Here is a 15,922-nt window from a genome sequence, read left to right as displayed (position 1 = left end):
GCAGGCTAGCATGCGCGCGGGCGTAGGGTGATTCAAATCAGCGGGTCCCAGCGTTGTGACCAGTCGCTTTCGGCCTTGACCACCTCGCGCAGCAGCCCCAGCGCCTGCTGCAATACCGCCGAATCCCGCGCCCGTGAGTAGACCAGATAGGTCGGGAAGCTGAATTCCGGCGCTTTCGGGACGCGCTGCATGACGCCGCTGTCCAGGTAGCTTTGCACCACCCGCGTGCGGAAGTACCCGGCGCCACCGTTCTCCAGGATGTACTGCAGGGCCAGCGGCCCGAGGTTGAAACTCAACGCGGCGCGGGCTTTGTCGGGCAGCGCGGCGTCGTGTTGCTGGCGAAAGCCTGGGCCCCAGTCGATATACACGTAAGGGGCGGGTTTGCTTGTTAACTGCACCAGGATCAGTTTTTCTTCCAGTACTTGCTCGACCTGCAGGCCAGGCCAGTATTGCGGCTGGAATACCAGCGCGGCATCGAGCACGCCCAGTTCCAGTTGGCGCAAGAGGTATTCACCTTCACGCACTTCGGTGCGCAGCGCATGGCCGGGGATCTGTTCGCGCAAGGCCTTGGCCCAGCCGAGCATCAACGGGTTGCACAGGCTGACTTCGCCGCCGATATGCAGCACATTGCGGTAGCCATCGGGCAGCGGGAGGTCGCGCTTGGCGGCTTCCCAGGTTTGCAGCAATTGGTTGGCGTAGACCACAAACGCTTCGCCATCGGCGGTGAGCCTGGCGCCTGCGCGGTTACGCACAAACAGTGTGCTGCCCAACTGGCTTTCCAGGCTTTTGACCCGTGCGGTGATGGCGGTCTGGGTGACGTGCAGTTTCTCGGCTGCCGCGGCCAGGCTGCCGCAGCGGGTGATTTCGAGGAAGGTGCGTGCCAGTTCGATGTCCATGAAGCCCCCGGGGATGAATGGGGGACAGTGTAATGGAATGTGCTCGAAGCTGGCGTGTGTGTGGGGTTGTTGGGTGTATATCCGTTATTTAGGTAACGGCGGCTTATGGTTCCGCTCTTACAGCGGCTAACCCGGCGTCCTGCCGGGTTACCCACGGATTCAAGCCTGCGTTCGACCATTGTGGTTGATGGGGCGCCTCAGATCAAAAGCGAAAAGCGGATTTGCATACACCTGGGATCTGCTTTTCTGTGGGAGCTGGCTTGCCTGCGATGCAGACACCTCGGTACATCAGGCACACCGAGTTGATGCCATCGCAGGCAAGCCAGCTCCCACCTTTGACCGAGTATGGCTCTGCTGTTGCTGTTGCTGTTGCTGTTGCTGTTGCTGTTGCTGTTGCTGTTGCTGTTGCTGTTGCTGTTGCTCTGGCCCTTACATCCTTTTCGATGACGAAGTCAGCGGTCTTTTGATCTGCGCTTTTGATCTTGATCTGAAATCGCCCCGTCAAACACGATGGCCGGAATTCGACAGGGATTTGGGGGGTAAACCGGCAGGGATGCCGGTTTAGCCGCGCTGGGCCAAGGATGGCCCATCGCGGCGGCCCCCCAAATCACTGGCGGATTGCGGGCATGCCGAGCCACAGCGAGGCACCGAGTGTTGGGGCGAGGACCTTTTGCTTACTTTTCGGTCCTTCGAAAAGTGAGTCGCTGTAAGAGCGAAACCATAGGCCGCCGTTACCGCAGCAATGGATATGTACCCCGACCAAACACCCCGCCAAACCGCTACCGCAGGCAAGCCAGCTCCCACAGTTGATGATTGCATTTCAGCCCAAGGCAGGCCGAACCCTAGTGAATACCGATGGACCAGCTTTGCGTGGTCTGGTCTTCGTGCCGCTGCTCCAGGTCATCCTCATACTGACAACGCGGCCCCTTGCACTTGTACTCAAACGTCACCGGCGCCTGGGTCTGAACCGGGAACAACGATTTGGCCGTCGCCGGTGCATCGTGTGGCACCGCCTCAAGCACAGGCGCTTCGTAGCTCAAGTCCAACGCTGTGGCATGGACCATAACCGGCAGGACGGCGAGCACTGCACTCGCCATAAAAGTCCTTGTAAATAGCATCTAAAACAACCCGCGCAACAAAAAATGAAGCGCGGATTATAAGCCGGATGCGACCGCACATGCAGTGTTCAGAGCACCCGCGGTGCTTCAAGGTGTTCAGTAGGGAAGGCTTTGGCATAGGCCTGACACACCCTCAACACCTGCTCATCCGCAAACCGCGCACCCACCACATGCAAGCCCACCGGCAAACCATTCGCTGCCAACCCGCAGGGCACCGAAGCTGCCGGTTGCTGCGTCAAATTGAAGGGATAAGTAAACGGCGTCCACTCCATCCACGCTTTCATCGACGAACCCGGCGGCACATTATGCCCAGCTGCAAACGCTGTAATCGGCATCATCGGCGAGACCAGCACATCGTAATGCTCATGAAACGCCGCCATCCTCGCCACCAACGCCGCACGGGCTTCAAGGGCGTCGTTAAAATCGCCGAGGCTCAACTGCTGGCCGTGTTCGGCAATACGCAGCAAACCAGGGTCCAGCAATTGTTTTTGCGCATCACTCATGGAACCCGTGAGGCGAGCCGCACCGGCTGCCCACAAGGTGCTGAATACCTCCAGCGGATCGCTGAAACCTGGGTCGATCTGCTCGACATGCGCCCCCAGCTGTACCAAACCCTCAACCGCCTGGGCGACCACTTTGGCCACCTGTGGGGCCACGTCCACATACCCGAACGTGGGACTGTAGGCCACGCGTAAACCCTTCAAATCCGTAGCGCCCGGCAACCACGGCGTATGGCGCGGCGCCCCGATCAGGCCATCACGCGCATCCGGTTGGGCCACGGTTTGCAGCATCAGCACCGTGTCTTCCACCGTGCGGGTCATCGGCCCCAGGTGCGACAAAATCGTCATGGAACTGGCCGGCCACTGCGGCACATACCCGAAAGTTGGCTTGATGCCGAACGTACCGGTGAACGCACAGGGAATGCGGATCGAGCCACCGGCATCGCTGCCCTGGTGCAGCACGCCCAGGTTCAGCGCCGCCGCCGCACCGGCGCCACCCGACGAACCGCCCGCTGTGGTGCGCGTGTCCCACGGGTTGCGCGTGATGCCGTACAGCGGGTTGTCGGTGACGCCTTTCCAACCGAATTCCGGCGTGGTGGTTTTACCTAGCAGCACCGCGCCGGCTTTGCGCATAAAAGCCGAGAAGGGCGCATCCACATCCCACGGCCCGTCGGCAGAGGAGGTGCGCGAACCCTTGCGGGTGGGCATGCCAATGGTCAGCGTCAGGTCTTTGATCGAGGCAGGCACGCCGTCCAGTGCGCCGCAGGGTTCACCTTTCAACCAGCGTTGTTCCGAGGCCCGCGCAGCGTTCAATGCGCCTTCAGGGTCTACGTGACAATAGGCGTTCACCACCGGGTTATAGCGCTCGATCCGCAGCAGAGCGTCTTCAGTGACGTCTACCGGTGACAGGGTCTTGTCGCGAAAATGCTGCAGCAGTTGCACCGCCGTCAGTTGGCCAATCTCACTCATGCCACCTCTCCCTGCGCCGCGTTGACCATGGCGCGCAACAGCACCGCGCAGCCCGCTGCCAGGTCATCCGGCGCGGCGTTTTCGATTTCGTTATGGCTGATGCCGCCTTCGCACGGCACAAAGATCATCCCGGCCGGGCCGAGTTTGGCGACGAAAATCGCGTCATGCCCGGCGCCACTGACGATGTCCATGTGGCTCAAGCCCAATGCCTGCGCACCGTCACGCACGGCGTTGACGCAGGCTGGGTTGAAGTCCAGCGGCGGGAAGTCGGCGGTGGGCGTCAGTTCAAAGGTCAGGCCATGCCGGGCGCAGGTGGCTTCGATCACGCCGCGCACTTCATCGACCATGGCTTGCAGTTTGTCGGCATGCAGGTGGCGCAGGTCGATGGTCATGTGCACCTGGCCTGGAATCACATTGCGCGAGCCGGGGTGCAGGTTCAGGCAACCGACCGTGCCGCAGGCGTGCGGTTGCTGTTGATGGGCGATGCGGTTGACCGCGCTGACCACTTCGGCGGCGCCCACCAGGGCGTCCTTGCGCAGGTGCATGGGCGTTGGGCCGGCGTGGGCTTCGACGCCGGTAAGGGTCAGGTCGAACCACTTCTGGCCGAGGCAGCCCATGACCACGCCGATGGTGGTGGCGCGGTCTTCCAGCACCGGGCCTTGCTCGATATGCGCCTCGAAATATGCGCCGACCGGGTGGCCAAGCACCGCGCGGGAGCCGGCGTAGCCGATGCGCTGCAATTCGGCGCCCACGGACAGGCCTTGGTCATCGAGTTTGTCGAGGGTGTCCTGCAAGTCGAACTTGCCGGCAAACACCCCGGAACCCATCATGCACGGCGGGAAGCGCGAGCCTTCTTCGTTGGTCCACACCACCACCTCGATGGGGGCCAGGGTCTGGATATTCAGGTCATTCAAGGTGCGGATCACTTCCAGCCCGGCCATCACGCCGTAGCAGCCATCGAACTTGCCGCCGGTGGGCTGCGTGTCGATATGGCTGCCGGTCATCACCGGGGGCAGGGCGGGATTGCGTCCGGCACGCCGCGCAAAGATATTGCCAATGGCATCGACACTGACACTGCACCCGGCGGCCTCGCACCATTGCACAAACAGGTCGCGGGCCTGGCGGTCGAGGTCGGTGAGCGCCAGGCGGCACACGCCGCCTTTGACCGTAGCGCCGAGCTGAGCCAGGTCCATCAACGATTGCCACAAGCGGTCGCGGTTGATCAACGGGGCATTGCTCTTGAGCGGTTGCGCAAAACTATTCATGTGCAAATCTCCGGTCAGGCACTCAGGGCCAGGTAGCGGTTCTTGATGGTCGGGTCGGCGCGGAAGTCAGCGGCGCTGCCCTCGTATACGACGCGGCCCTGTTCGAGCACGTAATGGCGGTCGGCGAGCTTGTCGCAGACCATCAGGTTCTGTTCCACCAGCAACACCGGCAGGCCGTCGTCCTTGACCTTGCGCAGGATTTTCACCAGCTCGTCAACGATCACCGGCGCCAGGCCTTCGGTGGGTTCGTCGAGGATCAGCAGCTTGGGGTCGTTGAGCAGCGCGCGGGCGATGGCGAGCATCTGTTGCTCGCCGCCGGACAGTGCGTGGCCGGCGTTTTTACGCCGTTCCTTGAGGCGCGGGAACATGCCGTACACGTCTTCGAGTTGCCAGCGGCTGGTCTTGCGCACGGCGATACGCAGGTTTTCCTCGACCGTCAGCAGGCGGAAAATCCCGCGGTTCTCCGGCACCAGCGCCAAGCCCTGACGGGCGATTTCAAAGATCTTCTGGCCCACCAACGCCTGGCCGTTGAAGTGAATCTGGCCCTGGCGCGGGCAAATAATCCCGAGGATGCTGCGCAGCGTGGTGGTCTTGCCCGCGCCATTTCGGCCCAGCAGCGTCACCAGTTCACCGGGGTTGACGGTCAGCGACACGCCTTCCAACACATGGCTCTTGTCATAGTAGGAATGGATATTCTCGACAATCAGCATCAGGCAGCCTCCCCAAGATAAGCCGTACGCACACGCTCATCGGCACGCACGAATTCCGGCGTGCCTTCCACCAGAATCTGCCCGTGACTCATCACGGTGATGCGTTGGCTGATGGACATGACAATGCTCATGTTGTGTTCGATCAACAGCACCGTGTGGTCGCGGCCGAGGTCGCTGATCAGCTGGGTCATGATCGGAATGTCATCGATGCCCATGCCCGACGTCGGTTCGTCGAGCATCAGCAGTTTGGGTTTGGAGCAAATCGACATGCCGACTTCCAGCACCCGTTGCTGGCCGTGGGACAACTCGCCCGCCAGGGTGTCGGCGCGACGGGTGAGTTGCAGACGCTCCAACACTTGATCGGCCATCTCCAGGTGCTCGCGCTTGCTGTCGACGCGGCGCCAGAAGTTCAGCGCCCGCGCACCGTCGCGGCCTTGGGCGGCCAGGCGCAGGTTTTCGCGCACGCTGAGGTTCTGGAACAGGCTGGTGAGCTGGAACGAGCGCGCCATGCCCAGGCCCACACGGCCGTGGGCCGGTTTGCGTATCAGGTTCTTGCCGTCAAAATGAATCGCCCCGGCGGTGGCCTGGCGCTCGCCGGTGAGGCAGTGAAACAGGCTGGTCTTGCCCGCGCCGTTGGGGCCGATAATGGTGTGAATGGTGCCGGCTTCGACCTTGAGGTTGACGCCGTTGACCGCATGGAACGCGCCATAGGCCAGTTCCAGGTCTTTGGTTTCCAGCAGGATGCTCATAGCCCTTCCTCCTTGGCGACGACGGCGGTCTTGCGGCTGCCGCGTACCCGTTCGAACAACGACGCGAGGCCGCCCCACAAGCCGCCGCGCATGAAGATCACCACAAAGATCAGGATCACACCCAGCAGCATCAGCCAGCGTGGCCACAGGTCGGAGAGGAAGTCCCCCAACAGCACGATGGAGCCTGCGCCCAGCAATGAGCCGAACAGCGAGCCGGTGCCGCCGACGATGGTCATGATCAGGATGTTCTCGGACATCGCCAGGTCGATGTTCGACAGCGGCACAAAGTGCAGCAGCATCGCGTACAGCGCCCCGGCGATGCCGGTGACCGCGCCGGACAGCACGAACACCAGGATCTTGAAGTGGCGCGTGTCATAGCCGATGGCCGAGGCGCGGGTTTCGTTTTCGCGGATCGCCATCAAGGTGCTGCCGAATGGCGAGGCGATCACTCGGCGCGCGCCGATAAAGATCAGCAGGAACAGCACCGCGACAAAGCCATAGAACACCCGGGCATCGGCCAGCGACAGCAGCACGGTGTCACCGAGACGGATCTCCGGGCGCGGCACGCTGAGCAGGCCGTTGTCGCCGCCGGTCCAGTCGCTCAAGGTGTAGGCGACGAAGTAGGCCATCTGGCTGAACGCCAATGTGAGCATCACGAAGTAAATGCCGGTGCGCCGGATTGCCAGCGCGCCGACCAGCAAGGCCAGGAACCCTCCGGCAAAGGCGGCGCCGAGTAATGCCGTGAACAAGCCTAGTTGCAGGTGGATCATCAGCAGCGCCGCGCAATACGCACCGGCACCAAAGAAGATGCCTTGGCCAAACGACAACAGCCCGGTGTAGCCCAGCAACAGGTTGCAGGCCAGCGCGGCCAGGGCAAAGATCAGGATCTCGGTGGCCAGGGTGGCCGAGGGCAGAATCAACGGCAAGCCGATCAGCACCGCCAGCACCCACAGCAACATGGCTTTGGATTGGGTTTTGGCAAACGGCAGGGGGTTTTTCTCGCTCATGTCAGGCTCTCCCGAACAGGCCGTAAGGGCGCACCAGAATCACCACGGCCATCGCGCCGTAGATCATCAGGCTCGCGCCTTGGGGCCAGAATGTGGTCATCAGGCTTTGCACCACGCCCACCAGTAAACCGCCGACCAGCGCGCCGCTGAACGAACCCATGCCGCCGATCACCACCACCACGAAGGCCACGCCGAGGATCTCCGGGCCGACAAAGGGTTGCGCGCCGCGCAACGGTGCAAACAGCACACCCGCGACACCGGCCAGGGCCACGCCAAGGGCAAAGGTCATGGAAAACAGACGGAAGATATTGGTGCCCAGCAGCGACACGGTTTCGGTGCTTTCACTGCCGGCGCGTACCAGGGCGCCGAAGCGCGTGCGCTCCAGCAGCAGCCACAAGGCCAGGCCGATCAGCGCGGAAAACACGATGAGGAACAAGCGGTAGTAGGGGTAGACGAAGTCGCCCACCACCAGCACGCCGCGCAGCAGTTCAGGCACGGCGACACTTTTGCCCACCGGGCCCCAGATCATCACGCTGGCTTCCTGGATGATCAGCGCGATCCCCAGGGTCACCAGAATCTGGAACATGTGTGGCAAGTGATAAATCCGCTGGATCAACAATCGCTCGATCACCCACGCCAGTGCGGCCACCACCAGCGGCGCGATCAGCAGCGCCAGCCAGAAGTTGCCGGTGAGGCTTACGGCGGTGTAGCAGATGTACGCACCCAGCAGAAAGAACGCGCCGTGGGCGAAGTTGACGAAGTTGAGCAGGCCGAAAATGATCGTCAGCCCGACCGCGATCAGGAAGTAGATCATCCCCAACCCAAGGCCGTTGAGGATCTGGAACAGGTAAAGATTAAGCATGCAGAAACCCTCGGCAGGCAGCCGCTCGCGCGGCCCTGCGCTAAGCAATTCAGGGGATCAGGCGAGCGTGCAGCCCGTCGCCTCGACCGGCGGGAACGATTGCCCGGCGCTGAGCACCTTGGCCAGGTCGTCCTTGTCGGCCATGTCGCCGGTGGCTTTGCCGATCAGCAGGTAGTAATCCTTGATCACCTGATGGTCGCCGGCGCGGATCGACTCCTTGCCGGTCGGGCCTTCGTAGCTCAAGCCTTGCAGGGCTTTGGCCACGGTCGGGCCGTCGAAGCTGCCGGTGCTGATGATGGTTTCCAGCATGACTTTGGTGCTGATGTAATCAGCCGCCAGCGGGTAGGTGGGGTTGATGCCGTATTTGGCTTGAGTGAGCTTGACCAGTTCACGGTTGAGCGGGGTGTCGACCTGGTGCCAATACTGGGCGCCGAGGTACACGCCTTCGAGCACGTCGCTGCCCAGTTCCTGGAACTGGTCGAGCCCGGCAGACCATACCAGCAGCACTTTCATGCGCTCCTTGATACCGAAGTTCACCGCCTGGCGCAGGGTGTTGGACGACTGGCTGCCGAAGTTGAGCAGTACCAGCACATCGGGTTTGGCGGCGATGGCGTTGGTCAGGTAGCCGGAGAATTCCTGTTCCTGCAATGAGTGGTAGCTGTTGCCGACGTGTTCCAGCCCGTTGTCTTTGAGCACGGTTTTCGCGCCTTCGAGCAAGGCTTCGCCAAACACGTACTGCGGGGTGATGGTGTACCAGCGCTTGGCGTTGGGCAGCAGCTTGATCAGCGGCAGCATGGTTTCGCGGATGGCGCCGTAGGTGGGCACCGACCAGCGGAAGGTCGCCTTGTTGCAGTCTTTGCCGGTGACTTCATCGGCGCCCACCGGGGTCATGAACACGCCGCCGACTTTGTCGACTTCCTTGGCCACCGCCAGCGCGGAGGACGACAACGTGCAGCCCTGGAAGAACCGCGCGCCGTCCTGCTGGATCGCTTCCTGGACCTTGCGCACGGCTTTGCCGGCATTGCCTTCGGTGTCGATGACCTTGTAGTTGAGCGGGCGGCCGAGTAACTCGGGGTGCTGTTCCACCGCCAGGCGCGAACCCATGTCGGCAAACTTGCCATAGCTGGCAAACGCGCCGGACATGGACTTGAGGCCGTAAAAGGTAAAAGGCTCGGCGGCGAATGCAGAGCGCACACTCAGCGGAAGGCTGAGCGCGGCTGCGGCGGTAAGACTGGCTTTCAACAACGTACGACGCTGCATGGGGTGACTCCCTGGTTTAGTTATTGGCAGGAGCGGCAAGGGCGATACGGTGGAGCAAGGGCCTGTGGGCAGGCCTGTTATTGAATTGGGTGAAACGGTGTAACGGTTGGAACCGGCTCAAGTGTGGGAGCTGGCTTGCCTGCGATGGAATCGACCCGGTTTGACAGAAACACCGAGGTGTCTGCATCGCAGGCAAGCCAGCTCCCACATTGAATGGGTTTGCAGTTTGGATCCTGGGTGTTTTTAGGAGTGATCAAACTCCAGCAAAAAGTGCGGGCTGACCTCGCCTTCCAGCGCCGTCATGTGGTGTTCGGCGTCGCACATATGTTCATGCATCAGGTTGCGCACGGCCGTTTCATCACCGGCGCGAAAGGCCAGCAGCAACTGCTTGTGATAGTCCAGGTTGGCCGCGTCAAACTGTTTGCGCTTGGGTTTGTAGGCTTTTTTCAGCACCACCAGGTCGCGCAACAGGTCGTTGAGAAACTGCGCCATAAAGCTCAGCAGCGGGTTGGGGCAGGCCTTGGCCAAAAGGTTATGGAATTCCAGTTCCGCCAGGCGCTGTTCGCGTTGGCCGGCTTCGCTGTCTTCGGGGGCGCTGCAAAAATCCACGTTGTCTTGCAGGGCTTGATAGTCGTCTTCGCTCAAGCGACCCAGCACCGATACTGCCAGTTCTACCTCGATGACCTTGCGCAGTTGGTACACCTGCTCGCCATCCAGGTGCTGGAAGTGCAGGTAGTTACGCAACGCGCGGCTGGCCGGTTCAGTGCCGGCCTGGTTCAGGTAGGCGCCACCACTGGGGCCGGTGCGTGTACTCACCAGGCCTTCCACTTCCAGGGCCTTGAGTGCTTCACGGGCCGAGCCTTTGGAGCACTGGAAGCTTTCCATCAGCTCGCGCTCGGTAGGCAGGCGGTCGCCGGGCTTGAGCGCGTCGGTGACGATCGAGCGTTTGACCGACTCGACAATCACATCGGAAAGCTTCTGGCGTTTGCGTCGTAGCGGGCGGCTGAGCATGCTGTTCTATTGATCCTATTAATGCGGATTAATAGCACTTAATAACGATTGAGCCGGAGCGTCAACGCAAGGTGTCGTTTTCGGCCTGAAGTGGTCGCAAATGCGCGGGTTATTCCCAGCTGCCGAGGTCGAGGCAGCGTGTGGACGCGGGCGGCTGTTTGCCGAATACGAGAAAATCGCCAACCCAGCGGTTAATGCACCCGGCGGCGGTGCCAGGCCGGGCTGGCTCTTTGAGCAGCAATTGCTCGATGCCGGCAGCGACCGGCTCGGCCTGCTCGGCATTGACCAGCACCATGCGTGCGACGCGCTCGGGAAACAGCGCGGCATAGCGGCTGCCGAGGCGGGTGGCCTGCGCGTTGCCGAGGTAATTGAGCTGGGCCTCGCCGAGTTGGGCGCGCACATACTCCATATCACGCGCCGCTTGCTCTACGCCGCTGGGCTGGCTCAGGTCACGGGGGCTCAGTTCGATCACGTCATAGCGGTTGGTCAAGGTGCGATAGGCCTGTGTAGCATAGGACTCCCAACGGCTGGTCAGGTGCAGGGCGAAGGTTGCGCCTTGGCCCTTTGGCGGCTCGCCACCCTGGATAAACACCACACCTTCACGGCTGAGCGGCTGGCGGGCGCCCACGCGGGTCAGGGCCAGGCGCACACTGCCGCGTTTGGGCGCGGCATAGTCGCGGGGCACATTCACACTGGCGCATTGGGTGCGTTCCAGCACTTCGGGGTCCGGCCGCTCCTGGGCGGGGAAGGGGCAATCCAGCAGCCAGTCAATCGCGGTCGGCGCGATCAGCGGCTCGGGCAACGCCTGGCCGGCGATCAGCCAGAGGCCGATACACGCCAGGTTTTTTACCAGAACGCTGGGTTTCATCAGGAGGGTCCGGGCTGCCGTATGAGGACGGCTTTTTTACCAAGGACCCAGGGTCGAAGAATGTAGGGCGAATAAACGCTTTGTGTAGGAGTTTACAGTTTTATTGTCGGATCTGCGTATCCCAGCCGCCGCCCAGCGCTTTGTACAAGGCAATGCTGGCTTGCAGACGCGACAGCCGCAGTTGCACGTTCGAGTCTTGGGCCGCATACAAGGTGCGTTGGGTTTCCAGCACCGTCAGCAAGTCCTCGGCGCCTGCCTGATAGCGGCTCTCGGAGATCTGGAAGGCGGCCTGGGCCTGTTGCAGCTCCTCGGCCTGCCATTGGCGTTGCTGGTCCAGGCGCGTGATGCTGCTGAGGGCTTTCTCCACATCGGCAAAGCCGTTGATGATCGCACCGCGATAGGTTTGCAGCAGTTCATCCTGGCGGGCGCGAGCCTTGTCGCGCTCGGCGCTTAATCGGCCATTGTTGAAGATCGGCGCGACCAGCCCCGAGGTCAGGTTGTAGAACGGGCTGCGCAGGATGTCTTCGGCCTTATAGGCACCGGAGCCAACTGTCGCGCCCAAGGTTACGCTGGGCAGCATCGCTGCGCGTGCCACCGTGACGTCGGCACTGGCCGCCGCCAGTTGCGCCTCGGCGCGGGCCAGGTCGGGGCGACGACTGAGCAATTGGCTCGGCACGCCCGGGCCAATGCTTGGCCAGGTCAGCGCCTGGAACGGCTCGGTGCCCAGGTCCAGGGCTTGTACGGGTTGACCGAGCAGGGCGGCGAGGGTGATCCGCGATTCTTCGGCCACTTGCGCAATCAGCGGCAATTGCCGTTGTTGGCCGGCCACCAGGCTTTTCTGTTGGGCCAGCTCCAGGGCGGTGGCGGAGCCTGCGCTGTAGCGGGTTTGCACCAGGTCCAGCACGTTGCGCGCATTGGCCAGGTTCAGCTCGGCGATCTGCTGGCGTTGCTGCGCGGCGAGGGTTTGCGCGTAGCGGTCGGCGACGTTGCTGAGCAGGGTCAGCTCCACGGTGGCCTGGTCGAACTTACTGGCGCGCAGGCTTTGCAGGGCGCTGTCGCGGGCGGCAACGCGGCCGCCCCAGAAGTCCAGTTCATAGCTGGCTGAGAGGTTGGCACCGAAACTGTCGACGGTCTTGTTGCTGTCGGTGGCGTCCAAGGAGGCATTGCCGCTGCCGCGCAGCAGTTTTTCACGGCTGGCGGTGAGGTTGAACTTGACCTCAGGTAACAACGGCGCCCCGGCAATTACCGCACTCGCCTGGGCCTGGCGCACGCGTGCCATGGCGGCGGCCACGTCATAACTGTCGCGTCGCGCCTGGTCGATCAGGCGGTTGAGCGGCTGGCTGCCGAAGTGTGTCCACCAGCGTTGGTTGGTCGCCTGCGTGGCATCGCGTTCGGCGTACTGCCAGGCGGGCGGCGGCGCGAGGCCGCTGTCGACGCTCGGCGGGTTGCCGGTACAGGCGTTGAGCAACAGGCACACGCCCAGCAGGGAAGATCGTTTATTCACTGGTCAACGCCTTAACCGGATCGAGCCGGGCAGCTTTACGGGCCGGCATAAAGCCGAATACGACACCGGTGACCAGCGCACAGCCAAACGCGCCAAACACCGCCACCAGGGAAAATTGCACCGCCACCTCGGCCAGTACCAGCACGCCGCCCACCAGCAGCGCGAGGGCGATGCCGAACAGGCCGCCGACTACCGAGAGCATCACCGCCTCGGTGAGGAACTGGCGCAGGATGTCGCGCTGGCGCGCGCCGGTGGCCATGCGAATGCCTATTTCGCGGGTGCGTTCACGCACGGTCATCAGCATGATGTTCATTACACCGATCCCGCCCACCAGCAGGGAAATCGCCGCAATCGAACCGAGCATCAGCGACAGCGTGTTGGCCGTGCGGGCTTCGGCCTGGATCATCGCGGCGTTGTTGGTCAACTGGTAGTCACGTTTACCGTTGTGCAGCTTGAGCATCAGTTGATCAATGGCCATTTCAGCCTCATGGACCTTGCGCGCATCGGCGGCGGCAATCGCCACGTATTCGGGGTTATAAGTGCCGAACAGGCGCACGCTGGCGGCGGTATACGGGATGGCGACCCGGTCATCGCTGTCTTTATTGCCGGAGGCGGAGCCTTTTTCGGCGAGGACGCCGATGACCTGGAAAGGCACGTTTTCGATCAGGATGTATTGGCCGATCGGGCTGGCGACGTTTTTGAACAGCTTTTCGCGGATACGGTGGCCGATGACCGCGACGGTGGCGCCGGCGCGCTCGTCTTCCTGGGTGAAATAGCTGCCCTCGACCACCGGCCAGTTGAAAATCTCGGGGAAGTTGACGTCGTTGCCACCCACATAGGCCAGGTAATCCAGGTTGCCAAAGCGAACCCCCGCGTCGTTGCCGTTGACCGGCATGATGCGCTTGACCTGGGGCAACATCGCCAGTGCCGCGACATCGTTGAGGGTCACGATACCCGGCGGCGTGCGCGGGTTGGGCGAGGAGCCGCTGAGGTAAATGATATTGGAGCCGAACGCGCCCATCTGCGCCATCACCTGGCGCTTGCTGCCTTCGCCGACGGCCAGCATCACCACCACGGACGCCACGCCAATCACGATCCCCAGCAGCGTCAGCGCGGTGCGAAAACGATTGATCCACATCACTCGCCAGGCCGCGCGGACCGCATCGAGCAGTTCGGCTTTCCAGGCACCGTTGTGCTCGGCACCGTCGGCCAGGCGCTGGCGCAGGTCGACGGCTTGCAGCGCGTCGCTGTTGGCCGTGACCGGTACATGGGTGTCACTGTGCGCCGAGTCGCTGATGATCTGGCCGTCACGAATCTCGATGATGCGGTTGGCCCGCGCCGCGACTTCGCGGTCGTGGGTAATCAGGATCACCACATGGCCCTGGCTCGCCAGTTCGTCCAGTAGCGTCATCACCTCGGCGCCGCTGTGGCTGTCGAGGGCGCCGGTGGGTTCGTCGGCGAGGATGATATGCCCGCCGTTCATCAGTGCGCGGGCGATCGACACCCGTTGCTGCTGGCCGCCGGAGAGTTGGTGCGGGCGGTTGGCGGTGCGGTCGGCCAGGCCCAGGCGCGTGAGCAGGGCCTTGGCGCGGGCATGCCGCTCGGTGGCGCTGATGCCGGCATAGATCGCCGGCATCTCGACGTTTTCCTGGGCCGAACCGGACGGAATCAGGTGGTAGCCCTGGAACACAAACCCAAAGGCCTCGCGGCGCAGCCAGGCCAGTTCGTCGCTGCCCAGGTGCGCGACGTTTTCGCCGGCGAACAGGTAGTCGCCCTCGGAAGGGCGGTCGAGACAGCCGAGGATATTCATCAGCGTGGACTTGCCGGAGCCGGAGGCGCCGACAATGGCGACGAATTCCCCGGCGTGGATCGACAGGTCGATGCCGCGCAACACGTCGACCTGCGGGCTGTCACCGCCGCCGTAGGATTTGCGGATGTTCTTGAGTTCGATCAGCGGCGTGGTCAACTCAACCCCCATTGCCGTCGGCTGGGCCGATCAACACGTGGTCGCCCTCGCTGAGGCCGTCCAACACTTCGACGCGCAAACGGTCACTGATGCCCAGGCGCACCTCGCGTTCCTCAATGGCGCCATTTTTGGCCACCACGCGGGCCGTTTGCGTGTCGCTGCCGTGGCTGCCGAGCAAGGCCGCAACCGGCACGGTGAGCACATCCTTGACCTGGCTGGCGACGAAAAAAACTTGGGTGGTCATTTCGGCCATCAGGGCATTGTCGGCGTTGTCCACATCCAGCAGCACGGTGTAGAGCACCACGCGACCGCTCCCGCTTTTGCTGGTGCTGCTGGGGCTGCCGTTGCCCTGGCTGGTTTCATTCAGGGGCTTGGGCGGGATCGGCAGGATCTGGCGCACGGTACTGGTCCAGCGCCGGCCGCCGCCGCTGAGCGTGGTGAAATAGGCGGTCATGCCGGGTTTGACGTGGCCGATGTCGGCTTCGGAGACCTCGGCCCATACGGTCATCGGCGACAACTTGGCGATACGCAGGATCAACGGGGTCTGCTGCTGGGCGTTGAGGGTCTGGCCGACCCGCGCATCCACCGCCACCACCGTGCCGCTCATCGGCGCGAAGATGCGTGTATAGCCCAATTCGGCCTCGTCGCTGCGCAAGCTGGCCTGGGCCTGGCGGATCTGCGCCTGAAACATGTCGACCCGTGCCTGGGTGGCACTCAGCTCGGCCTTGGCGGTTTGCACGTCTTCTTCGCGGGTGGCGTTGCCGGCCACCAGGCGTTGCTGGCGCTGGTATTTCTGGCGCGCCAGTTGGTGCTGGGCTTTCTGCTCCTGCAACTGGGCCTTGAGGTTGTCGATGGCATAGCGGCTGGCATCGAGCTTGGCCTGCTGCGTGGCCGGGTCGATTTCGACCAGCAACTGGCCTTCTTTGACCTGGTCACCGGCCTCGACATGGATCTTGCGGATCTGCCCGGATGCCTGTGCGCCCACATCGACATACCGGCGTGGTTGCAGGGTGCCCAGCGCCGTGACGCTGTTTTCGATATTGCCGCGAGTGACGGTGACAGTGGCGAGGCTGTCGCGGCCCGGCGGCAGTATCTGCCAGGCCGCCAGGGCAACGATGGGAATCAGGCACGCGACAACCAGCAGGGCGCGTCGGGCGGGGCGAGGGCGTTTCATGCGTTGGTTCCAGCCGGGAAGTGTGGACCGCAGTTAGCGGAGGGCTGACAGTTATACGAGAAA

The 15,922-nt window shown here is 62.8% G+C and carries 14 protein-coding genes; all 14 read right to left on the bottom strand.

Annotated elements, in window-relative coordinates:
* Nucleotides 1-32 precede the first annotated feature (32 nt).
* A complete protein-coding gene (locus HU759_RS19670; RefSeq protein WP_099549979.1) occupies nt 33-896 on the bottom strand; it encodes a LysR family transcriptional regulator in 864 nt (287 codons plus the stop codon).
* Nucleotides 897-1,738: 842 nt separating this feature from the next.
* Nucleotides 1,739-1,993 (bottom strand): hypothetical protein, encoded by a 255-nt coding sequence (locus HU759_RS19665; RefSeq protein WP_017136281.1) that lies wholly within the window; start codon nt 1,991-1,993, stop codon nt 1,739-1,741.
* 89 nt (nt 1,994-2,082) lie between these two features.
* Nucleotides 2,083-3,483, bottom strand: a complete 1,401-nt coding sequence (locus HU759_RS19660) for an amidase (RefSeq protein WP_186618479.1) — start codon at nt 3,481-3,483, stop codon at nt 2,083-2,085.
* Complete coding sequence (locus HU759_RS19655; RefSeq protein WP_186618477.1) at nt 3,480-4,748, bottom strand: Zn-dependent hydrolase; 1,269 nt, start codon at nt 4,746-4,748, stop codon at nt 3,480-3,482. Before HU759_RS19655 ends, HU759_RS19660 begins: the two co-directional genes overlap by 4 nt.
* Nucleotides 4,749-4,762: 14 nt before the next feature.
* The gene (locus HU759_RS19650; RefSeq protein WP_017136278.1) at nt 4,763-5,458 is read right to left on the bottom strand and encodes an ABC transporter ATP-binding protein; all 696 of its coding nucleotides are present in this window, start codon (nt 5,456-5,458) and stop codon (nt 4,763-4,765) included.
* Complete coding sequence (locus HU759_RS19645; RefSeq protein WP_017136277.1) at nt 5,458-6,207, bottom strand: ABC transporter ATP-binding protein; 750 nt, start codon at nt 6,205-6,207, stop codon at nt 5,458-5,460. The genes HU759_RS19650 and HU759_RS19645 overlap by 1 nt, the downstream gene beginning before the upstream one ends.
* Entirely contained in the window at nt 6,204-7,214 is a 1,011-nt protein-coding gene (locus HU759_RS19640) for a branched-chain amino acid ABC transporter permease (protein WP_177034283.1), read from the bottom strand. The genes HU759_RS19645 and HU759_RS19640 overlap by 4 nt, the downstream gene beginning before the upstream one ends.
* Before the next feature lies 1 nt (nt 7,215).
* Nucleotides 7,216-8,076: a branched-chain amino acid ABC transporter permease gene (locus HU759_RS19635; RefSeq protein ID WP_017136275.1), complete on the bottom strand. Its 861-nt coding sequence runs from the start codon at nt 8,074-8,076 to the stop codon at nt 7,216-7,218.
* Nucleotides 8,077-8,133: 57 nt separating this feature from the next.
* A complete protein-coding gene (locus HU759_RS19630; protein ID WP_176992528.1) occupies nt 8,134-9,336 on the bottom strand; it encodes an ABC transporter substrate-binding protein in 1,203 nt (400 codons plus the stop codon).
* Between the two features lie 243 nt (nt 9,337-9,579).
* Nucleotides 9,580-10,347, bottom strand: coding sequence for an FCD domain-containing protein (locus HU759_RS19625; RefSeq protein ID WP_017136273.1), 768 nt, complete (start codon nt 10,345-10,347; stop codon nt 9,580-9,582).
* Nucleotides 10,348-10,456: 109 nt separating this feature from the next.
* Nucleotides 10,457-11,215, bottom strand: a complete 759-nt coding sequence (locus HU759_RS19620) for an alpha/beta hydrolase (RefSeq protein ID WP_017136272.1) — start codon at nt 11,213-11,215, stop codon at nt 10,457-10,459.
* A 100-nt stretch (nt 11,216-11,315) separates the two neighbouring features.
* Nucleotides 11,316-12,719: an efflux transporter outer membrane subunit gene (locus tag HU759_RS19615; protein ID WP_186618475.1), complete on the bottom strand. Its 1,404-nt coding sequence runs from the start codon at nt 12,717-12,719 to the stop codon at nt 11,316-11,318.
* Nucleotides 12,712-14,697, bottom strand: coding sequence for a MacB family efflux pump subunit (locus HU759_RS19610; RefSeq protein ID WP_143521907.1), 1,986 nt, complete (start codon nt 14,695-14,697; stop codon nt 12,712-12,714). The genes HU759_RS19615 and HU759_RS19610 overlap by 8 nt, the downstream gene beginning before the upstream one ends.
* Nucleotides 14,687-15,859 (bottom strand): efflux RND transporter periplasmic adaptor subunit, encoded by a 1,173-nt coding sequence (locus tag HU759_RS19605; RefSeq protein WP_186618473.1) that lies wholly within the window; start codon nt 15,857-15,859, stop codon nt 14,687-14,689. Before HU759_RS19605 ends, HU759_RS19610 begins: the two co-directional genes overlap by 11 nt.
* Between the last annotated feature and the right edge of the window lie 63 nt (nt 15,860-15,922).

This window comes from Pseudomonas sp. OE 28.3 (assembly GCF_014268205.2).
Classification (GTDB): Bacteria; Pseudomonadota; Gammaproteobacteria; order Pseudomonadales; family Pseudomonadaceae; genus Aquipseudomonas; species Aquipseudomonas edaphica.
The sequence above is the reverse complement of the archived record's forward strand: the minus strand, read 5'-3'. Positions and strand labels throughout refer to the sequence as shown.